This is a genomic window from Methanothermobacter defluvii, assembly GCF_003385755.1.
Taxonomy (GTDB): Archaea; Methanobacteriota; Methanobacteria; order Methanobacteriales; family Methanothermobacteraceae; genus Methanothermobacter; species Methanothermobacter thermautotrophicus.
This window is the reverse complement of the sequence record NZ_QREL01000001.1, coordinates 1090026-1110228: the sequence shown is the minus strand read 5'-3', so window position 1 is coordinate 1110228 and position 20203 is coordinate 1090026. Positions and strand designations below refer to the sequence as shown.

Here is a 20203-nt window from a genome sequence, read left to right as displayed (position 1 = left end):
ACCTTTTGCATGCCCTCTTTCTGGGCGTACTGGAAGGCGAATTGGCTGATTCTCCTGGAGGCGGTTCTTGTTATGATTCTTTTTGCAACGGCGCCCTCAGGGGTGTACTCCTCGTCACCGACATAGAGGTCCTCGGTGTTCTCCCGCACAATAACAAAGTCAAGGTCCGGGTAGAGGCAGGGGACACCTGGCAGGGACTTAACTGGCCTCAAATTCGCAAAAAGATCCAGCTCACGCCTCAATGTGATTATGGCACTCTTCTGTCCTGGCACAGTCGTCACAGCACCGAAGAGTGTTGCATCAGCCTTCCTGACAAGCTTCAGGGTTTCCTCCGGCAGTGTGTCGCCGCAGCGCCTGAAGCACTCATTACCTGCCTCTGCATGTGTGAATTCAAATTCAATTTCAAGGGCCTGGAGGACGTGAAGGGCTGCCTCCATCACCTCCACTCCGATCCCATCACCGGGTATGACCGTTATCCTGTACATTTAAATTCCTCTTGAAGTGTTCTCATGAAGCTGAATGATCTGCATGGGATAATATTTTAAGGCTGTAATGATAAAAATAGTTTGGAAGCTGGGGGTTTTTATGATGTCTTCATATTCCCTTTTATGTGTCATGGGGACGGGATTTTATGATGTTTTATCTTAATCTTCTGAGCATTTTTGAGTCTCTGAGGGATGATCGCAGTGCCCTCAGACACTACAAGAAGAAACTTCATGAGTACCAGGAGCACGAGGCAGAGGTCCTCATAGACATCGGAGTCATATACCTGGACCGGGGCGAACTTGAAAGGGCTGTCAGGAACTTTGAGGAGGCCCTTGAGACCTACAGAAAACTCAAATTTCCTGAGGGAGTTGCCTATGCCTCTGAACTTCTTGGTGATTCACTCATGGCTCTGAGGGAATTTGACAGGGCAATGGAACACTACTCAGAGGCTCTCTCCATATATTCTGATCTCAATCCACCCCTTGCAGAGGAACTCAGGGAGAAGATCTATGAGGCAGGCAAGATAAGGGAGGCACTGACCACTCAGGAACCACCTGAAGAGGAATCATGTGAGGAACCGTCAGAGAACCCTGGACTGGGCTCAGAGACAGTGGCCGTCTTCAGGTTTTCGGACAGACTGGTGGAGCTACTTGAAGGCTTTGAGGATTATGCGGTTTGCTGGGAGAATCGTGACATTGAAGTCCTGGAGGACAACCTCGAATCAGCAGGGGTCATACGTGATAGGCAGACAGAGGGTCTCCTCAACATCCTCATCGGGAGGTATCATCTGGAGGAGGGTGAGATCTACGAGGCACTAAAGTTCATTAAGAGAGCCACAAGAATCTTCAGGGACGCCGGGGACTCCAGGGGTGCTGCCGTGTCCCTGGTGATAATGGGGGTTATTCTCTTCATCATGGACGAGCGGGAAAACCTTTACAAGGTATTCAAGGAGGCCCTTGAAATATTCAGGTCCCTTGAAATGGGGGAAGCTGAATCTGTGACCATGAAGATCATAAACACCCTCAGCAAGATGTAACTCATATGGGATGTCCTGATATCTGAGTGGTGCAGTCCTTTCTGAATAAAATAGCTATTCATGCCCATGTTTCCTCCAGATCCGCGATAAACATATCTATCTTTCTGAACATAATATGTAAAGGTGGTATTATGCAGAGAAGAGAAAACATTGAGAGGCTCATTGAGCAGTTAAGGGAAGGCGATGAACATATGAGGGTTCAGATCGTTGAGCTCCTATCTGAAATAGGGGAACCCGCTGTTGAACAGCTCATTGAGGCCCTTGATGACAGTGACAAATCTGTTAGGAGGGGGGCCGCAGCAGCCCTGGGTAACATTGGAGATCCCAGAGCAGTTGAACCCCTCATAAAGGCTATGGCCGATGAGAACAAGTGGGTGAGGAGGGATGTTTCAACAGCACTATCCAGGATGGGTGATGAGGCCTTTGAGCCCCTCCTTGAGAGTCTCTCAAATGAGGACTGGAGGATAAGGGGTGCCGCTGCCTGGATCATAGGTAATTTCCAGGATGAAAGGGCTGTTGAACCCCTCATAAAGCTCCTTGAAGATGACAGTGGATTTGTGAGGAGTGGTGCCGCTCGCTCACTGGAGCAGATCGGCGGTGAAAGGGTCAGGGCTGCAATGGAGAAACTTGCAGAGACAGGTACCGGTTTTGCAAGGAAGGTGGCAGTTAACTACCTTGAAACCCACTAGGAGGAACCCCCTTGAAGGTAAGTATAATTGGGTCAACGGGACGTGTTGGAAGGGCAACGGCCCTCTGTCTTGCAGAGGAGGAGGCTGTGAAGACCCTCCACCTCATCTCAAGGAAGGAGAGTCTTGAACAGAACCTCGGCGAGGTCCTTGATATGAGCGACGCCCTCGCAGCCAAGGGTGTTTCAGTCAAGCTGGAAAACTCTGCAGACATTGAAAACGTCTACGGTTCAAGGATAGTGGTGATAACTGCGGGTGTCCCCAGAACGGCTGATATGGACAGGGATGATCTTGCATTTAAGAACGGCAGGATCGTTGCAGATTATGCAAGGCAGATCGCAAGATTCGCCCCGGATTCAATTATACTGGTTGTTACAAACCCTGTGGATGTGATGACCTATGTTGCCCTCAGGTATTCGGGTTTTCACCCCAGCAGGGTCTTCGGCCTTGGAAACCACCTGGACTCCCTGAGGCTCAAGAACTACATGGCAAGGCACTTCAATGTCCATGTGAGTGAGGTTCACACCAGGGTTATAGGTCAGCACGGTCCCTACATGGTCCCACTCATAAGTTCAACCTCCATAGGGGGCATACCCATAGAGCACTATGCCCGGAGGGACTACTTCTCAGGTTACAAGAAGTTTGACCTCAAAAAGACCATAGACAAGGTCATCCATGCAGGGAGCAACATCATAAGCAGGAAGGGGGCCACCGAGTATGGACCGGCCTTTGCAATATCCAACATAGTCACCACCATCCTGAATGATGAACGCAGGATACTCACGGTTTCAACCCTCATGGAGGGTGAAATCGATGGTATAAGGGATGTTTGCCTCGGAGTACCTGTTAAACTGGGTAAGAACGGCATTGAGGGGGTTGTACCTGTGCTGATGGATCGTGATGAAAGGGAGGCATTCAGGGAAGCCGCCAACCATGTTAGAGACTCCACCAGGAGGGTTATGGAGTTTCTTGATGAGGAACTTCCACTATAGTCCGGTTCAGTGTGATGGGGTGAAGGGTTTACCATGGCCGGACCTTCAGTGTGCATTCAACCTCCCTGAGGTCATTTCCTTCCATCTTTCAGTAACCCCATGGAAACTTTTATATACTTGTTCAATTATAAGTTAGTTCAAGACCTTATTTCTGAACATTGTGCACCTGATTTCCTGCAGGGTTCAGGGTTCAGAAACAACCGGCAGACATCTTCCGGTATATTTATATGGTCACATCATGAAAAAGGTAACCAGAAAAAATTCTCAAAGGAGACACCATGATAAGGATAGGTATTCTTGCTCTTCAGGGAGATGTATCCGAACACCTCGAGATGACCAGAAGGACAGTCGAAGAGATGGGCATAGATGCAGAGGTTGTGAGGGTCAGGACAGCAGAGGAAGCCTCCACAGTCGATGCAATAATAATATCCGGCGGCGAGAGTACGGTAATAGGTAGGCTGATGGAGGAGACAGGGATAAAGGACGTCATAATCCGCGAAAAGAAACCTGTGATGGGCACATGTGCCGGCATGGTGCTCCTTGCAGATGAAACAGATTATGAACAGCCCCTTCTGGGACTCATAGATATGAAGGTTAAGAGAAACGCCTTTGGAAGACAGAGAGACTCCTTTGAAGATGAGATCGATATACTTGGAAGGAAATTTCATGGAATATTCATAAGGGCGCCGGCTGTCCTTGAAGTGGGAGAGGGAGTTGAGGTTCTCTCAGAACTCGATGATATGATAATCGCAGTAAAGGACGGCTGCAACCTCGCACTGGCCTTTCACCCTGAACTCGGAGAGGACACAGGACTCCATGAATACTTTATAAAGGAGGTATTGAATTGTGTGGAATAGCGGGAGTGGTCTACAAGGATGGTAAACTGCACTCAGTCGGGGCAGACATGACAAGGATGCTCCATGCACTGCAGCACAGGGGACCAGACTCAGCAGGATTCGCGATATATGGAGGTCTTGGGCTTGAAGAAAACGATTACCTCCTTAACATAGAGGTTAAGGATAAACCAGGACTTCTTGACATGGTTAAGGAAACAGTTGAACTTGTAAGCCCCATAGGATCAGATGAGGTCATACCATCAGTTGAGAACCACATAATCTACCGGTGCAGGATAACCCTGGAATCATTCTCACAGCTTAAACCACTCATAATGGATATAGACAGCATAGATGACGTTATAGTACTGAACGGTAGCCACTCATTTGAGATGATAAAGGATGTGGGTTCGGTTCTTGAGATAGCAGACCGCTACGACACCTGGTCAAAGAAGGGCACCCATGCCATAGGCCACACAAGGTTCTCAACAGAAAGTATAGTTGACAGGTACCATGCCCACCCATTCCAGAGCTACATCATCCCCGACATAACCGTCGTCCACAATGGCCAGATAACAAACTACTGGAAGATAAGGGAGCCGCTGGAGCGCAAGGGCCACATATTCGAAACAAACAACGACACAGAGTGCATAGTCCACTACGTGGCAGATAAACTGGCATCAGGTTACAGCCTCGAGGAAGCCCTTGAACAGTCAGTAAAGGACATGGATGGCCCCTTCTCATACATAGTGGGAACACCCCAGGGTGTTGGAATAGCCAAGGACCAGCTTGGACTGAGGCCAGGGGTCATGGCAGAGAATGATGAGGTCTTCGCAGTCGCATCAGAGGAGGTCTCCCTCAGGGAGGTCATGGACACAAGTGAGGTTGAACAGATATCCCCTGGAGAGGTAAGGGTCTACGAGATATGAGGGTGATACCATGAGGGAAGCGGTAATTGATGCAGGATCAAAAACCCCGAGGGAGGTTAACAGGGCAATAAAATCCCTTGCAGCCGACCACGACAGGATAGTCGTTAAAAACCCCAACGCAATGCACTATATAGGCGCAGGTCTTACAGGGGACGTTGAACTCATAATAGATGGCTCAGCAGGATACTTCGCAGCCACCATGATCCACGGCCCAAGGGTCAGGATAAATGGTAACGCAGGGTGGTTCCCTGCAGACAACATGACAGAGGGTGAAGTGGTGGTGGATGGCTCAGCAGGTGACGGCGTGGGTCAGGGAATCTACGGGGGAACCGTGGTTGTTAAAAAAAGCGCCGGTTCAAGAACAGGCGAGATAATGAAAAATGGGACCATAATCATAGGCGGGAATTCAGGTTTCATGACAGGCCTCTTCATGATGGGCGGCCGCATAATAGTACTCGGCGACCTCGCAGAGGATGCAGGTGAATCCATCATAAGGGGAACCATCTATGTCAGGGGCGAAATAAAGAGCCTCGGGAAGAACGCCAGGGTTGAGGATATAACCCCCGAGGATGAGAAGGAACTGAGGGAAACACTCACCGGTTACGGATTTAACCTTGATGATGAAGACTATCAGGCCTTCAGGAAGATCGTGCCAAGGAGTAAAAGACCATTTTATGGTGAAGAATCGGAGGAAGGATAATGACCAGAACCTATGCAATGGTTGGAACACCCTGCCAGATAACAGCAGCCACACTCATGGACAGATACACAGAGGACTTTCCGGTTGAACTCAAACTCGGACTCTTCTGCATGGAAAACTTCTCCTACACATACCTCAAAAAACTCGCCGAGGAGGAGGGCATTGACCTTGCAGATGTATCAGAGCTCAGGATAGAGAAGGGCAGGCTCTGGTTCCACCTTAACGATGGAAGCAAAGTTTCAGTTTCCCTGGAAAGGGCGAGAGCCGCCATGAGGAAGAACTGCTCAGTGTGCATGGACTTCACATCAGAACAGTCCGACATATCCATAGGATCCGTGGGATCACCTGAAGGATGGTCAACGATCATAATAAGGACAGAGAGAGGCCATGAACTCATAGAAAAGGCCAGGAAGGCAGGATACATTGAAACAAAACCCTTAACAGAGAGGGGAATCAGGATACTTGAGAAACTCGCATCAGGTAAGAAGGAGGATAACCTCCAGGAGATAAAAAGAAGGGAGTCTGTTGCAAGGCCGGTCCTCTACTGGAGGGTGATGCCAGATGAGGAATATCTCGAGGAGGTCACTGACTACCAGTTCGATGACCTGAGGTCTGATGTGATAGATGTGGGGGCCTGCGTCCTCTGCGGGGCCTGCGTGGCCTCATGCCCGGAGGACATAGTCAGCATAAAGGATAGAAAGCCAGAGGTGGAGGGTACATGCCCGGAGGGCTGCAATGCCTGCTATGTGGCATGTCCCAGAACCTATGTACCCGACAGCATAATAGGTCATGACTCAGCAATTACTCCCCTTGGGGAATACATTGAGATCCTGTCTGCGAGGGCACCCATGTTCAGGGGCCAGGATGGTGGTGTTGTAACAGCCCTCCTCACATACGCCCTCAGGGAGGGAATCATCGACGGGGCCCTGGTGGTTGACAGGGACCAGGAAAGGCCATGGAAACCTTTACCTGTACTGGCAGAGGAGCCCCAGGACATTGTGAAGGCTGCAGGAACCAAATACTCGGCATGTCCATTACTGAAGGTTTTAAAGGAATAAGAGGGGTTAAAAATGCCTTTTAAGGTTGAAAGAAAGGAAGAGGTATGTAAGAGGAACTTTGATCGTCCCGGCTGCTGCTGGTACATGTGCGATAACAGGGACGAGTCACTCTGTGCAAACTGTTACTCATGCTACAACAACTGTCCACATGACGTATACGAGATAATAAACGGGGAACCCGTACCAGTAAGGCATGAAAACTGTGTAGGGTGCCGCATATGTGAAGAAATGTGTCCTAACAATGCGATAGAGGTTAACGCGGTACCTGAAGATCGCAGGAACGTGTGGTCATTTGCTGACCTCCTTGAAATAGAGAGGAAGTCAAGGGAAGGCTCATACAAGGTCCGTGGCTGCGGTGCCGTCAGGAGGATACCAACCTTTGATGACCTTGTCATCATCCCGGCCCAGGTATCCAGGCCACCCATAGACAAGTACAGGGAGCCCTGCAACACCAGGGTCGTGATAGGTGACAGGTACGCCGAGAACCCCCTTGAACTTGACACACCCATCATGATAGCCGCCATGTCCTTCGGCGCCCTCAGCAAGGAGGCCAAGATAGCCCTCGCAATGGGTGCCAGCCTCGCAGGAACAGCCACCAACACAGGTGAGGGTGGAATGCTCCCTGAGGAGCGCAGATACGCCTCCAAGCTCATTGCACAGTACGCATCAGGCCGCTTCGGTGTATCAGCAGAGTACCTCAACAACTCAGAGGCCATCGAGATAAAGATAGGTCAGGGCGCCAAGTCAGGTATGGGCGGCCACCTCCTTGCAGAGAAGGTCACAGCCGAGGTCTCAAGGATAAGGATGATACCGGAGGGGACCGATGCACTGAGCCCTGCCAGGCACATGGACATAGTGGGTCCTGAGGATCTGAGCATGAAGATATCACAGCTGCGTGAGATAACAGACTGGAAGGTCCCCATAATGGTCAAGTTCACCTCAGGCAGGGTTGCAGATGATGTTAAGATAGCTGCAAAGGCGGGTGCAGACGCCGTTGTTGTGGATGGTATGCAGGGCGGTACAGGGGCCGGTCCCGATGTTGTAACCGAGCACTCAGGTATACCCACAATCGCGGCCATAGTGGAGGCAGATGAGGCACTCAAGGAGGTCAACCTCCGTGATGAGGTGAGTCTTATCGCTGCAGGGGGTATAAGGAGCGGGGCTGATGTTGCAAAGGCCATAGCCCTCGGTGCAGATGCAGTCTACATAGGTACAGCAGCCCTGGTGTCAATCGGCTGCCGTGTCTGCCAGATGTGTTACACAGGCACCTGCAGGAAGGGTATCGCAACCCAGGACCCCCGCCTCAGGAAGCGCCTTGACTATGTGGAGGCAGGTAAGAACGTTGCAAGGTACATAGAGGCAATGACAGAGGAGGTCTGCATGCTCACACAGCAGGCAGGTAACACCGATGTGAGCAAACTTGAAAAGGACGACCTCAGGGCCCTTACAGTTGAAGCCTCCGCACTCACAGGGGTTAAACTGGCAGGTATGGAGTCACCGGCCAGGTTCTAATCCCCTAAAACCTTTTTTGATCCTTTTTACTTCAGATAAACTGGATTCAGACAATTTTTCATTTTTCTGTTTTTAAATTTTTTCATTTCATTCGCTCTGAAAATTATTTAAATGGCCCACCCTATAGTAATAACCAGTTTTTTCTGGAGGGAAAAATTTGAATGAGTACAATGACAGGTCACTGCGTTTGTATGTGCTTATAGCGGCAACACTTTCATCATTTCTCACCCCCTTCATGGGTTCATCAATCAATGTGGCGCTTCCTGTTATAGCGCTGCAGTTTAAAATCGATGCAATACTCCAGACATGGATACCCACGGCCTTTCTCCTGGCAGCCGCCATATTTGCGGTCCCCTTCGGGAGGCTGTCTGAGATATACGGGATGAAGAGGGTCTTCGTCTATGGTAACATAATCTTCACTGTTTCAGCGATTCTCTCGGCCTTCTCACCCTCAGCCATGGCACTGATAGTGTTCAGGGCCATCCAGGGCGTCGGGTCGGCCATGATATTCGTGACGGGCCTTGCCATACTCACAAGGGTCTTCCCGCCCTATGAGCGGGGTAAGGCCATAGGGATAAACACGGCCGCAGTCTACATTGGCCTCTCAATGGGACCGGTCCTCGGGGGATTCCTCACAAGGTTCCTGGGATGGCAGAGCATATTCCTCTCTACGGTACCCCTGACAGTCATCGTCCTCGCGGTTAGTCTCCTTAGAATTGATGGTGAATGGGCAGATGCTGCCGGCGAAACCTTCGATATCCCCGGATCCATATCCTACTGTATCTTCCTGTTTCTACTCATGTATGGATTCTCAGCTCTCCCTGATACCATGGGGGCCCTCATGATCCTCCTGAGCATAGGGGCCTTCGCTGTTTTCCTCAGAATGGAGCTGTCATCAACCAGCCCTGTCTTCAATGTGAGGCTCTTCAGGAACCTTACCTTCAGCTTCTCAAGCCTTGCAGCCCTCATAAATTACAGTGCAACCTTTGCAGTATCACTCCTCCTCAGCTACCACCTCCAGTATATCAAGGGCCTTGACCCTGGCTCAAGCGGCCTCATACTGGTGACACAGCCCATCGTCATGGCCCTGGTGGCGCCAGTGGCGGGCAGGGCATCTGACAGGTTCAACCCCCAGACACTTGCAGGTATCGGCATGGCTGTGACCTCCCTGGCGCTCCTAAGCCTCAGCATACTCGATAGAACCACCCCTGTGCCAATGATAATCGTATCACTCTTCGTGCTGGGACTGGGCTTCGGTTTCTTCTCATCACCCAACACCAATGCCATAATGGGTTCCGTTGAGAGGAAGGACTATGGTATTGCATCGGCAACCGTCAGCTCCATGAGGCTCATAGGCCAGGCCTTCAGCATAGGGATAGTGACGCTTATCTTCGCATTCCTCATAGGGAGGGTTCCAATCTCTCCTGCAAACTATGACCTCCTCATAGAGAGCACAAGGATATGCTTCCTGATATTCGGCGTGCTATGCTTTGTGGGGGTCTTCGCTGCAACTGCCCGCAGAAACGATGGTTAAATGGATCCTTATCTACTTAAATCATTTTCTTTTGCAGTTAGGTGCTGTAATAGGGATGCCGGGTCTGGTCCTCTAAAGAACATTCACTCAGGGCTAAACTTTAGGTTTTCTATATCCTCAAGATCCCAGATTAGGCCCCCTTTAATTTTCTCTTTATCTTTCACTCTTTTTGCTATTATTCCATGGTATTGTTCCCATTCTTTCATTTTAAGGATCTTGGATTTTCTATTGAGGTCTTTCAGGATCTTGTTTGCCTCTATTTTGTTCAGAGTTTTCCATTTAACCTCGATGAGAATTGCTTTCTCTTCCTTTTCATTGAAAGCTACAAGGTCTATTTCTTCGTTCTTGTGCCACCAGCGGCCAATTTTCAGGGGTTTGAATGGTAGTTTATTGGATATTAGGGGGAGGAATTCTATTGCAACATTTTCAAAGATTCCGCCCAGGTAATTTGGAAGATCGTCAATGATTAATTCTAGCAGTTCTTTTCTTCTTTCGCTTTCTATGAAGTCAATGTTTGGGTGGATGTAACGGAACCAGAAGGCAAAATAGTTGTCCTTTATGTAATAGCGTCCCCTTCTACTTTTTCGGCTTGCGGTTATCGGGATTTCGCGCTTTACAAAATCCAGCTCAATGAGAACGGACAGGTATTTGGCTACAGTTGCTCTGCTAAGACCCGTTTCGTTCATTATTTCTCCTAGAGAAGTTTTTCCAGCTGCTACTGCTTCCATTATGGCGAAATAATTTCTTGGTTCTTCAAGTTCTTCTCGGAGAACGAAAAAGGCGTCCTGATAAAGTAATGAATCACTCCTCAGATATTCTAAGAGATTTTCTTTGATGGTTTTACTATCATCAAATTCCAGTAGATGGGCTGGGCTTCCTCCAAGAATACCGTAGGCTTTTATGAAATCTTCAAGTGAATATCCTGGCAAAAATTCTCTTGCATGCAAAAAATCCACGGGTTTAAGGTTTATCTGGCCTGTTCTCCTCCCATAGATAGGGCTTTTGTAGCCGAGCAGTTTCTCCATCATGCTGATGGAAGAACCACAAATTATGAGGAAGATCCTGCCATTTGAAAGTTTTAAATCCCAATATTCCTGAAGAATTGATGGGAGTGACCGATCACCCTTAACCAGGTAAGGAAACTCGTCTATTACCACTACCAATCTTTCAGTGGCTTTTTGATTTAAGTATTCTAAGAAGGCGTCCCAATTTTGGAATGGGTTCCTTTTAAGAAAATCATCCCCAAAATATTCGGATAATCTATCAGAAAAACGTTTTAGATTTTCGAGATTGCTTGTCTCCCTGGCCAGTAAGTATATTCCACCATGTCTACTTATAAATTCCAGTAAAAGAGCTGTCTTTCCCACTCTCCTTCTCCCGTAGATAACTATAAACTCTGGTCCGCCCATTTCATATCTTCTTTCAAGGAATTGCAATTCCCTTTCACGATCCAGAAACATTATTTACTCACCAGTAATTTACTTAAGAGTAAACTATTATAAAAATTTTGGGACACTCAAAAGGGCCTTGTGGATAGATCCAAAGATATACCCTTCATGCTTTGATGGGTTCTGTACCTTTCTGTCGTGTCCGGGATCCCACCGCTGTATTTTATGAGATTTTACATGTATCTGCAGCTTGTGTAACGCTCCCACCTTGGTGGCAGAGGTCTGCACGTTTTTCACTCATGACCTGCTGAATGATCCCTCAGTTCATGGAATCACATATTTAGATTGGTCAACATAATTATACTGGAAGATGAAGAGGGATCATAATCATGCTCTCACGGCGTGGTAAAATGAAGAGGATAAAGGTGCTCAGGAACGGCCCCTACCTTGTTGAGGGCTCAGTACCCCTCTATGAAGAGGTCATAGTAACCGATGAGGAGGGCCATACAAGGGAATTTGTTGAGAGGAGACAGTTCCCCCTTAAGGAGAGGTACGTGCTCTGTCGCTGTGGGGAATCAGGGAATAAACCCTACTGTGACGGTACACACATCAGAACAGGATTTGACGGGACCGAGACAGCATCACTGGAACCCTACATTGAAAGGGCAAGGGTCTTCAGGGCGGGAGACCTTGAACTCACAGACGTACCCGAACTCTGCGACCATTCAAGGTTCTGCCTCAGGGCCGGCGGTATAAGGGAACTCCTTAGGAAGGGAGATAGGGAGAGCATACAGATAGCCATAGAGGAGGCAATGATCTGCCCGTCCGGCAGGCTGGTCCTCTGGGACAGGAAAACAGGTAAACCCTATGAGAGGGACTATGAGAAATCCATAGTGGTCATCCATGATAAACAGAAGAGGTGCGAGGGCCCCCTCTGGGTGAGGGGTGGCATACCCATAGAGTCTGCCGATGGAAGGGAGTATGAGGTTAGAAACAGGGTTACCCTCTGCCGCTGCGGATTATCTGAGAACAAACCCTTCTGTGATGGAAGCCACTGGATGACTGCAGAGGAAAAACTTGAGTTTAAAAGAAAATGGGGGATTGAATAGCAGTTACTCCACTTTTCTTTTCATCCACAGGGCCCCGATCACCATGCCCAGGGTAACCCCTATGAGGGCACCCGATGAGAATGGTGTCAGAAAGTCTGTGCCCCCCTCCTCGGGGTTAACAGAGTTCAGCTCAAGGAGCTTATCCCTTACTGATGCCTCATCGGCGCTGCAGTACATTACCCTGTATGCTACCTCGGGGTGAGCCTTAAGGAAGGAACTCACGGTGTCCTGGTAGGCAACTGCAAGTATCTTCTTATTCGGGTTTCCGAGGGCATGCTCCAGTTCATGCTCAACATCAGCGGCACTCTGGAAACGGTATACCGTGACGTTGACCCCGAGATCATCCGCAACTGATCTTGCAAGTTTTCCCGTTGAATTATCAGCTATTACAATGAAGGACTCAGGGGTTATCTCCATCCCGTGGGCAGCCACTCCACCCATGAGGAGGAATACCAGGAGAACTGCCAGTTCAATTCTCATTTACACCCTCTCCATCATGGTTAATTCTGGTTTCATCCTCTCAAGGAAGGATACAATGAATATGTTCGCAGCACCCTCTATGACCCCCACAAAGATGTAGAACGGTATAAGTGTCGCCATCAGCATTTCAGGACCAGCAACACCCGCTGCAAGGAGTATCATGATGTGGAACACCGTGGCAACCATTATACCGAAGAAGGTGGCGGTGAAGACTGCGAGGCTCCTGTCAAGTTCACTCACAACACTGTAGACCGCGTATGTACCGACACCGAGGCCTATACCCATTGTGAGTATGTTGGCACCCATACTTGTCAGGCCACCCATACCCAGTATGAAGAACTGGATTACCAGGCAGAGGGTTGCAACGATGACGGCTGTGAGGGGTCCCAGCAGTATGGCTGCGAGGGGTATGAGGAAGAAGTGTACCGGGACACCGAAGGGTGATGGTACGGATATGGAGGATACAGCCGCTGCAGCCGCAGCAAAAAGGCCCGTTCCAACGATTCTCCTTTCCTTCTGGGGTTTCTTTGAGAATATGTAGAAGAATATTCCTATGTTTATGAGCGCCACAGCCCAGTAGACTGCGCACTGCCATAATGGTATGATTCCGTCGGGTATATGCACTTATCCAGCCTCCATGGGTTAATTAAGAGAAATCACTGCCTTGGAAATCTTAAGGCTGTTAAACCGAAAACCAGGGAGAGCCCTGCAACTGCCGGGATGAACCCGTACCCTGAGGTTCCTTGTTTCTCTTTTCCGGTTATGTTCCCTGATGGGGTACTTTCATTCCCATCCTGTCCCTGAATATCGGTTTTATTCTGTGCTGAAACGTCAGCTGCTTCTCCCTGAGCTGAACCTGTTTCCACACCTCCACTCGGGGATTTACTGGTCTTTGTCCCTGAACCTGTGCTGCTCCTGTCTGAAGTCTTTTTGGTGGGAGCAGGGGATGTGGTTGTTGATGAATCAGAGTCGCTGTCACCTGAATCTGAGGGTTCCTCAAGGTAGTAACCGTGACCTGGATGGGCGCATGCATGGTGTGATAAACCGATCACCAGTGACACCGCAGCCAGCAGTATAAGGATCCTTTTCATGATGATCACCGCTAACTACTTGGTTATCTTCAATATATAAAATCTTTTATTACTCATTCCAGGATTTACAGAATAAAAGTAATACAGAATGGTCTTCAGGGCGGTGGTGCATGTTAAAATCTGGCAGGCCCGGTATTTCCCCCTCCCCAAAAGGGTGTTGAAGTCAGTTAACTGGTCATCCGGTGGTAACCGTCTCATGGAATGATCTGGAAACACCTTTAACGTGCCGGCGATCAGGCATCTTAAAAATAGCGGCTGATGGATCTTTTTCACCCATCAGCTGTTATGATAATTTAAAGCGTTATTTGCCACTTTCGAGGTATGATGAACTCAGTCAAAAAAGGTTATTGCTCAAAAATTGATTATTTGGATGATTCCAGTACATCCAGAAGGGCGTGTGAGATGTCCCTGAAACTGTAACCCTCACCAGCAAGGCTCTCAAGGATTTCAGAGTCACTGTAAGTCTTTGATTCCAGGTTCCTCCTGAGGATCTCCCTGAGGTCCATCTCATATCCCCTCCTTATCTCCTCAGGGGAGGGCATGTTGCTCTGCTTTATCCTCTTACCTGTGAATGACTGGATCCTTCTCAGGCGGTGAACCTCCCTTCCAACGACGAGGGTGAAGGACTTCCCGCTTGAACCGGCTCGCCCTGTACGGCCTATACGGTGAACGTAGTACTCGTTCTCAAAGGGCAGGTCATAGTTCACAACGGCCTCGACATCGGGTACGTGAATACCACGGGCAGCAACATCCGTTGCAACAAGGAGACTGAAATCTCCCCTTCTGAATCTCTCCATGACACGCTCACGCTTTGACTGTGAAAGATCACCGTGGATCTCATCTGCAGAGTAACCCATACGGTTCAGCTGCCTTCTCAACCTCTGGACCCTTCTCTTGGTGTTACAGAATATGAGTCCCATCCTGATATTGTTTGATGAGAGTATCCAGTCGAGGAGCTCAACCTTATCCTCCTCCCTGGTTTTGAAGTAGAACTCATCTATCTTGGGGCTGTGCTTCTTCTCCACACGCATAACCTGGGGGTTCCTCATGTACTTCCTTGCAATCCTGAGTATGGGCTTTGAAACCGTTGCAGAGAAGAGCATGGTCTGCCTTCTCTCAGGTACATGGGATAGTATACGCTCTATGTCATCAATGAATCCCATGTTCAGCATTTCATCTGCCTCATCAAGGACAACGGTGGATATACCTCCCAGATCAACGGTCCCCCTCTCGATGTGGTCTATCAGTCTACCAGGGGTTGCAACGATGACATGAACCCCCCTCCTTAGCTGTGCTATCTGGTTACCGATACTCTGACCACCATAGACCGCGAGGACCTTCACCTTCATGTATTTACCTATCCTCTTGATCTCCTCTGAGACCTGGAGACAGAGCTCGCGTGTCGGACAGATTATGAGGGCCTGGGGCACCCTCTCGGCTTCAAGGTTCTCAAGTACGGGTATGGCGAATGCAGCTGTTTTTCCGGTCCCTGTCTGGGCCTCACCAACAACGTCCATACCGTCAAGTGTAACAGGTAGTGTAAGTGCCTGGATTGGAGTTGTGCTCTCAAATCCCATATCATCAAGGGCCCTGTTTATATCCCCTGAGATATCAAACTCACTAAATTCTAATCCTTTCATTTTATCTTCCTTAGATTCTTAAAAATCGATTTATCAATTATCAGCTGCCATCTGGCAGACCATTTTCAAACTGGAAGTTCAGGATTCTGCCAGGCACAGATAATTAAAAATCAGTACACAGCTACTCTATTGTACCCGGGAGTATTTAAACTGTTGGTTTTTTCATCCGTGAGGTGTTCCTGGAGTTGTCTGGGTGGTGTATTCTTTTGTTTGTGGTGTTTTTTGGGGCTGGTCGCTGTTGTCTGGGTGGTGTATTCTTTTGTTTCCGGTGTTTTTGGCTGCTCTCGAGCGGTGCTGTATTCTTCTGTTTCTCTTTAGACCACCCGGGGTATCCGGTCATCCAGGAGGGGCCTGATCACCCGTAGTGGTGTTACTATCATGTTTATCATCTCATCATGCTCCTCAACCGGGACCCTCCTTATTATCTGGAGTTCATCAACGGTTGTTGCAAGGGGTGTATCCTCATCTATTGCACCCTGACCCCTGAGTTCAGATATCTCCCTGTCACCGTAGCCTCCACCCTTACCGAGACGGTTTCCCTGAAGGTCAACAGCCACGGATCCCTCCACAACAAGGTCAACCTGAGGGAACTCCCTGATGGGTGAACCGTACATGTAGGCACCCCCTATCGTTGACGCGGCTTCAGCATCAGGTACATCACCCCCTATGAGGAGGTAGCCATCCTTTATCTTTGGGGTGGGCATTATGAGGTCCTTCCCGGCCTCAAGCACAAGTCTTCTAACCGGGCTCTGGGCCGAGTCAGGGGAGCAGAACACTACACCAGCCCTCTCCCATTCAACTGTCCTCGAAAGCCGCTTCGCAGCATCAAAAGAACCCTTAAAGTCTGGTATTCGTCCATGGGGCCTCTTACTGACACCCTTCTCCACGAGGAGATCCCAGATCTGGTTTCTTATCCTATCTTTCTCCTCCATCATCGACCTTCCTGGTTCTGATGACACGTGTCCTGGCAATGGCATCAAGGATCCTTAAATGCCCCAGCGGGTAACCCACCAGGAGATCCACTGCCAGGGGAAGCCAGAGCACCTTTGAAAGGTTCCTCAGAATCACCTGCCAGGGCTGAAGATCACCCTCCGCTGAGACAACCATAAGGCCCTGCATCCTCTTACCAGGGGTTCCGCCATGATATTCCAGGTAGCTGAAGTATATAAGTGTTATTAATGCAAGGAGGGGCAGCCAGTAGCTGTAGATGCTGAACAGGTTAAGGAGCAGCACGGCAGGGTAGACAGCCACCGTGAGGATGTACATTATTGCGGTGACAATCAGAAAGTCCACGATGAATGCATATAACCTCTCTTTCCATAACTCAACCATATCACCCCTCCTTCAGGGCCTTCAACACACCCTCGGGACAGGATCAGCCACAGGGGCCTCAAGTATCCTTCTTCCCCCAAGGCTGGTCTCAAGGATCACATGTTTATCATCTGTTACCTCACCTATTATCCGGGCCTCCTCACCGTAGGGGGCACTCCTAACAGCAGCCAGGACGTCCTCGGCGTATTCCGGGTCCACGCCGATGATAACCTTGCCCTCATTTGCAACCTCATAGGGGTCTATTCCAAGCATCTCGGAGACGGCCTTCACCTCCTCCCGTACGGGTATGCTGTCCTCATCCAGGACCATACCCACACCTGATTTATCAGCCATCTCATTGAGGGCATTGGCTATACCGCCCCTGGTGGGGTCCTTCATTGCTGTAACACCCCCCACGTTCAGGGCTGCCTCCACTATACCCCAGACAGGGGCCACATCTGATTCGAGGTCTGTGTCGAATCCGAATCCCTCACGGAATGCCATGAGGGCCATCCCATGGTCCCCGACACTCCCGGTCAGTATGATCTTATCACCGGGCCTCAGTCCGGAGTCCCTGACTGTTTCACCACGCCCAACGACACCTATACCTGTGGTTGTTATGACCATCCTGTCAAGTTTTCCCTGTTCCATGACCTTGGTGTCGCCTGTGACAATGGACACGCCGGTCTCCCTTGAAACTGCGTCCATGGACTTTATGATCCTCTCAAGGTCCTCCCCAGGGAATCCCTCACTTATTATCATTGCATTTGCAATTGCAAGGGGCCTTGCCCCCATGACAGATATATCATTGACGGTACCTGCAACGGCTATCCTGCCTATGTCCCCTCCCGGGAAGAAGAGGGGGTCAATGGTGTGACCATCCGTACTGATAACGATCTCATAGTCCCCAAGGGGTATGCTTGCACCGTCGTCGAGGTCCTCGAGGCCAACTCCGCCGTTAACCCTCGTGTTATGGATGTTTGATAGTATTATATCTGATATAAGGTCCTGCATCACTTCTCCGCCTGCACCATGGGACATGCCGATTTTCATAGATTCACCTTGCATAATCTCTTGCCTATAGGGTATCTTGCTGATTGTATAAAACCTTTCACGGACCTCTGTCTGGATTTTATCTGTGTCTGAGAAGCCAGGATATGTATGGATGAACACCCTGATCTGGGGGAATGCATTTATCTGTGACCGGGAAAATTAATTACTGTGGCTGCAATCCACTTAAAAAGTGGGAGTGGTACTGCCTTCCGGGCGCGGCCAGGTTTATCTTCCAGCATGATCCTGTGAAGCACAATCTTTTTAAATGGTGCGGCCCATACTATAGATAAATTTATCTGTACTGAGTCACTAAGTTTCTTAAACTCAGTTTTACTGATTCTTGTATGAATGATTGAGGTGAAATAATGGCAATCTGGCAAGGTAAATCAATGAAAAAACCCAGTGGCGGAAGAGCCAAGATGAATCGTGGTAAAAGGAAGTACGAACTTGGAAGGGAGCCTGCTGAGACAAAGATCGGTGACAGGCGTGTAAGGCTGATAAGGACACGCGGAGGTAACACCAAGGTCAGGCTCGCTTCAGATACAAGGATAAACGTTGTTGACCCTGAAACCGGTAAGGTTGAAATTGCAGAGATAAGGAACGTTGTTGAGAACACAGCGAACCCCCACTTCGTAAGGAGGAACATCATAACCAGGGGTGCTGTCGTTGAGACAAACCTCGGGAACGTCAGGGTCACATCAAGGCCAGGTCAGGACGGTGTCATAAACGGAGTCCTGATCAGGGAATAAAAGGATTGAACCCCAGCGGTGTCCCAGTTGTCTAAGGTGGAGGATGAGATACTCTCCCAGGTGAAAAGGTTCCTGAAACACATAAACAGTAACCTCCCTGAGGGTATGGAACTGGAATTTGAGGGCTTCTACCGCAGGGGCTTTTTCGTAACAAAGAAGCGATACGCCCTCATAGAGGATGACACAATAGTTGCAAAGGGTCTTGAACTTGTAAGGCGTGACTGGGCACCAATAGCTAAAAAAACCCAGCGAAAGGTTCTTATGGCCATCCTCCGCGATGGATCTCCTGAGAAGGTAAGGGAGATAATAAGGGAAGTCGTGGGGCGCATAAGACGGGGTGACGTGGAACTCGATGACCTGGTGATACACACCCAGATCACAAGGGACCTCTCTGAGTACAAACAGATAGGTCCCCATGTCATCGCTGCAAAGAGATCCCTGGAGAAGGGAAGGCGTGTTGAGAGGGGCTCCATAGTTAGATACATCATCGTGAAGGGAAGGGGCCCCATAAGTCAGAGGGCCTTCCCGGTTGAGGACGCAGAAGGCATGGGATACGACCCCGACTATTACATTGAAAACCAGGTGATGGCTGCGGTATCACGCATAATGTCATCCCTGGGTTACTCCACAGAGGATATGAATTCGTTATCCTCGGGTGAAAGGCAGAGCAGCATCGACGCGTTCTTTTAATTGGCTGAAGGCTTTCTTTTAACACTTTTCGTTATTTCTAATCAGCTGGAAGCTATCCTTTGTTTTAAGACACCATCTCCATGATTTCCGCATCCCACAGTTAAACCAACAATGTTATAATTGATTAGTTATAGAGTTTCATTACAGAGAAATAGGTGGGACGATGCTGAAGGCGGTTTTCTTTGATATTGATGATACTCTCTATGACACCTCAGGATTTGCTAAACTTGCAAGAAAGGCTGCTCTGAACGTCATGATAGACGCAGGTCTCCCATTAACACAGGAGGAGGCCTACAAGCTTCTCAGGGAGATAATATCCGAGAAAGGATCAAACTATGACAGGCATTTCAATGTCCTGACAAAGACGGTTTTCGGTGAGGAGAAACCACTGCTCATTGCCCTTGGAATGATAACATACCACAACGTCAAGTTCGCCCTCCTGAGACCATTCCCCAACACCACATCCACACTCATTGACCTCAAGAGTAAGGGGTACAGGCTTGGGGTCATCTCAAACGGCATAACGATAAAGCAGTGGGAGAAGCTCATAAGACTCGGCATCCACCACTTCTTCGATGAGGTCGTCACCTCAGACGAGGTCGGCTTCGAAAAACCCAACATAAGGATCTTTGAGGAGGCCCTCAGGAGGATGGGCTGCAAACCCGAAAGATCAGTGATGGTTGGTAACAAGTTCAATGAGGACATACTGGGAGCCACAAATGCGGGTATGTCAGCCATACTGGTCAACTCAGAGTTAACGGAGGCAGAAAGGGATCACGTTGAGAAGAACGGTCTTGATGTTACGGTCATAGATGATATCAGTCAGCTTAAGGAGATCCTTTAGTTTTCATGTAAGGAGGGATTTCAGCGGGCCTTCCCCGTTCCCATGAAATCTCTCATCCACGGGGGATGAACATGATGGACAT

At 49.1% G+C, this 20203-nt stretch carries 22 protein-coding genes; 13 read left to right on the top strand and 9 right to left on the bottom strand.

Going from position 1 to position 20203, the window contains the following annotated elements; genetic code table 11:
• Positions 1–485: isocitrate/isopropylmalate family dehydrogenase (locus C7452_RS05775; RefSeq protein ID WP_245942858.1), on the bottom strand; the 485-nt coding region annotated here is incomplete at its 3' end.
• A gap of 146 nt (positions 486–631) precedes the next feature.
• Between C7452_RS05775 and C7452_RS05770 the strand changes: the two genes are divergently transcribed.
• From C7452_RS05770 to C7452_RS05730, 9 genes are all read left to right on the top strand, one after another.
• Positions 632–1522 (top strand): tetratricopeptide repeat protein, encoded by an 891-nt coding sequence (locus C7452_RS05770; RefSeq protein ID WP_083750435.1) that lies wholly within the window; start codon positions 632–634, stop codon positions 1520–1522.
• A gap of 131 nt (positions 1523–1653) precedes the next feature.
• A complete protein-coding gene (locus C7452_RS05765) occupies positions 1654–2211 on the top strand; it encodes a HEAT repeat domain-containing protein (RefSeq protein ID WP_115892492.1) in 558 nt (185 codons plus the stop codon).
• Positions 2212–2222: 11 nt separating this feature from the next.
• A complete protein-coding gene (locus C7452_RS05760; RefSeq protein ID WP_010875827.1) occupies positions 2223–3200 on the top strand; it encodes a malate dehydrogenase in 978 nt (325 codons plus the stop codon).
• A 278-nt stretch (positions 3201–3478) separates the two neighbouring features.
• Positions 3479–4057 (top strand): pyridoxal 5'-phosphate synthase glutaminase subunit PdxT, encoded by a 579-nt coding sequence (gene pdxT / locus C7452_RS05755; protein ID WP_010875829.1) that lies wholly within the window; start codon positions 3479–3481, stop codon positions 4055–4057.
• Entirely contained in the window at positions 4045–4962 is a 918-nt protein-coding gene (locus C7452_RS05750) for a class II glutamine amidotransferase (protein ID WP_010875830.1), read from the top strand. Before pdxT ends, C7452_RS05750 begins: the two co-directional genes overlap by 13 nt.
• 10 nt (positions 4963–4972) lie before the next feature.
• Positions 4973–5662, top strand: a complete 690-nt coding sequence (locus C7452_RS05745) for a GltB/FmdC/FwdC-like GXGXG domain-containing protein (protein ID WP_010875831.1) — start codon at positions 4973–4975, stop codon at positions 5660–5662.
• On the top strand, positions 5662–6720 hold the full coding sequence (locus tag C7452_RS05740) for a Coenzyme F420 hydrogenase/dehydrogenase, beta subunit C-terminal domain (protein WP_010875832.1): 1059 nt from the start codon (positions 5662–5664) through the stop codon (positions 6718–6720). The genes C7452_RS05745 and C7452_RS05740 overlap by 1 nt, the downstream gene beginning before the upstream one ends.
• Positions 6721–6732: 12 nt before the next feature.
• Positions 6733–8232: a glutamate synthase-related protein gene (locus C7452_RS05735; RefSeq protein WP_010875833.1), complete on the top strand. Its 1500-nt coding sequence runs from the start codon at positions 6733–6735 to the stop codon at positions 8230–8232.
• A 157-nt stretch (positions 8233–8389) separates the two neighbouring features.
• Positions 8390–9766: an MFS transporter gene (locus C7452_RS05730; RefSeq protein ID WP_010875834.1), complete on the top strand. Its 1377-nt coding sequence runs from the start codon at positions 8390–8392 to the stop codon at positions 9764–9766.
• A gap of 83 nt (positions 9767–9849) precedes the next feature.
• On the opposite strand, the gene C7452_RS05725 is transcribed toward C7452_RS05730, so the two are convergent.
• Positions 9850–11226 carry an ATP-binding protein gene (locus C7452_RS05725; protein WP_010875835.1) on the bottom strand — a complete coding sequence of 459 codons (1377 nt, stop codon included), beginning with the start codon at positions 11224–11226 and terminating at the stop codon, positions 9850–9852.
• Between the two features lie 338 nt (positions 11227–11564).
• Here C7452_RS05725 and C7452_RS05720 point away from each other — a divergent pair, with 338 nt between their 5' ends.
• Positions 11565–12263, top strand: coding sequence for a CDGSH iron-sulfur domain-containing protein (locus tag C7452_RS05720; RefSeq protein WP_238374220.1), 699 nt, complete (start codon positions 11565–11567; stop codon positions 12261–12263).
• Positions 12264–12266: 3 nt separating this feature from the next.
• On the opposite strand, the gene C7452_RS05715 is transcribed toward C7452_RS05720, so the two are convergent.
• From C7452_RS05715 to hypE, 7 genes are all read right to left on the bottom strand, one after another.
• Entirely contained in the window at positions 12267–12743 is a 477-nt protein-coding gene (locus tag C7452_RS05715; RefSeq protein WP_010875838.1) for a hypothetical protein, read from the bottom strand.
• Positions 12744–13367, bottom strand: coding sequence for an energy-coupling factor ABC transporter permease (locus tag C7452_RS05710; protein ID WP_010875839.1), 624 nt, complete (start codon positions 13365–13367; stop codon positions 12744–12746).
• A gap of 32 nt (positions 13368–13399) precedes the next feature.
• Entirely contained in the window at positions 13400–13834 is a 435-nt protein-coding gene (locus C7452_RS05705; protein ID WP_048060767.1) for a hypothetical protein, read from the bottom strand.
• Positions 13835–14196: 362 nt separating this feature from the next.
• Positions 14197–15474, bottom strand: a complete 1278-nt coding sequence (locus tag C7452_RS05700; RefSeq protein WP_115892491.1) for a DEAD/DEAH box helicase — start codon at positions 15472–15474, stop codon at positions 14197–14199.
• Positions 15475–15788: 314 nt separating this feature from the next.
• Positions 15789–16406, bottom strand: coding sequence for a 5-formyltetrahydrofolate cyclo-ligase (locus C7452_RS05695; protein ID WP_115892490.1), 618 nt, complete (start codon positions 16404–16406; stop codon positions 15789–15791).
• Positions 16390–16806 carry an RDD family protein gene (locus tag C7452_RS05690; protein WP_115892489.1) on the bottom strand — a complete coding sequence of 139 codons (417 nt, stop codon included), beginning with the start codon at positions 16804–16806 and terminating at the stop codon, positions 16390–16392. Before C7452_RS05690 ends, C7452_RS05695 begins: the two co-directional genes overlap by 17 nt.
• Positions 16807–16827: 21 nt before the next feature.
• Positions 16828–17838, bottom strand: coding sequence for a hydrogenase expression/formation protein HypE (gene hypE, locus C7452_RS05685; RefSeq protein WP_048060768.1), 1011 nt, complete (start codon positions 17836–17838; stop codon positions 16828–16830).
• 365 nt (positions 17839–18203) lie between these two features.
• Here hypE and C7452_RS05680 point away from each other — a divergent pair, with 365 nt between their 5' ends.
• The 3 genes from C7452_RS05680 (at position 18204) to C7452_RS05670 (ending at position 20121) form a co-directional block, all read left to right on the top strand.
• Positions 18204–18587 carry a 30S ribosomal protein S8e gene (locus C7452_RS05680; RefSeq protein ID WP_010875846.1) on the top strand — a complete coding sequence of 128 codons (384 nt, stop codon included), beginning with the start codon at positions 18204–18206 and terminating at the stop codon, positions 18585–18587.
• 18 nt (positions 18588–18605) lie between these two features.
• On the top strand, positions 18606–19277 hold the full coding sequence (gene polB2, locus C7452_RS05675; protein WP_115892488.1) for a DNA polymerase PolB subunit 2: 672 nt from the start codon (positions 18606–18608) through the stop codon (positions 19275–19277).
• A 163-nt stretch (positions 19278–19440) separates the two neighbouring features.
• Complete coding sequence (locus C7452_RS05670; protein ID WP_010875848.1) at positions 19441–20121, top strand: TIGR02253 family HAD-type hydrolase; 681 nt, start codon at positions 19441–19443, stop codon at positions 20119–20121.
• Positions 20122–20203 lie beyond the last annotated feature (82 nt).

Coding starts and splice junctions, on each gene's coding strand:
- C7452_RS05695 (WP_115892490.1), bottom strand. CDS start 16,406: ATGGAGGAGAAAGATAGGATAAGAAACCAGATCTGGGATCTCCTCGTG.
- C7452_RS05680 (WP_010875846.1), top strand. CDS start 18,204: ATGGCAATCTGGCAAGGTAAATCAATGAAAAAACCCAGTGGCGGAAGA.
- C7452_RS05720 (WP_238374220.1), top strand. CDS start 11,565: ATGAAGAGGATAAAGGTGCTCAGGAACGGCCCCTACCTTGTTGAGGGC.
- hypE (WP_048060768.1), bottom strand. CDS start 17,838: ATGAAAATCGGCATGTCCCATGGTGCAGGCGGAGAAGTGATGCAGGAC.
- C7452_RS05735 (WP_010875833.1), top strand. CDS start 6,733: ATGCCTTTTAAGGTTGAAAGAAAGGAAGAGGTATGTAAGAGGAACTTT.
- C7452_RS05670 (WP_010875848.1), top strand. CDS start 19,441: ATGCTGAAGGCGGTTTTCTTTGATATTGATGATACTCTCTATGACACC.
- C7452_RS05765 (WP_115892492.1), top strand. CDS start 1,654: ATGCAGAGAAGAGAAAACATTGAGAGGCTCATTGAGCAGTTAAGGGAA.
- C7452_RS05700 (WP_115892491.1), bottom strand. CDS start 15,474: ATGAAAGGATTAGAATTTAGTGAGTTTGATATCTCAGGGGATATAAAC.
- pdxT (WP_010875829.1), top strand. CDS start 3,479: ATGATAAGGATAGGTATTCTTGCTCTTCAGGGAGATGTATCCGAACAC.
- C7452_RS05770 (WP_083750435.1), top strand. CDS start 632: ATGATGTTTTATCTTAATCTTCTGAGCATTTTTGAGTCTCTGAGGGAT.
- C7452_RS05745 (WP_010875831.1), top strand. CDS start 4,973: ATGAGGGAAGCGGTAATTGATGCAGGATCAAAAACCCCGAGGGAGGTT.
- C7452_RS05690 (WP_115892489.1), bottom strand. CDS start 16,806: ATGGTTGAGTTATGGAAAGAGAGGTTATATGCATTCATCGTGGACTTT.
- C7452_RS05740 (WP_010875832.1), top strand. CDS start 5,662: ATGACCAGAACCTATGCAATGGTTGGAACACCCTGCCAGATAACAGCA.
- C7452_RS05715 (WP_010875838.1), bottom strand. CDS start 12,743: ATGAGAATTGAACTGGCAGTTCTCCTGGTATTCCTCCTCATGGGTGGA.
- C7452_RS05725 (WP_010875835.1), bottom strand. CDS start 11,226: ATGTTTCTGGATCGTGAAAGGGAATTGCAATTCCTTGAAAGAAGATAT.
- C7452_RS05705 (WP_048060767.1), bottom strand. CDS start 13,834: ATGAAAAGGATCCTTATACTGCTGGCTGCGGTGTCACTGGTGATCGGT.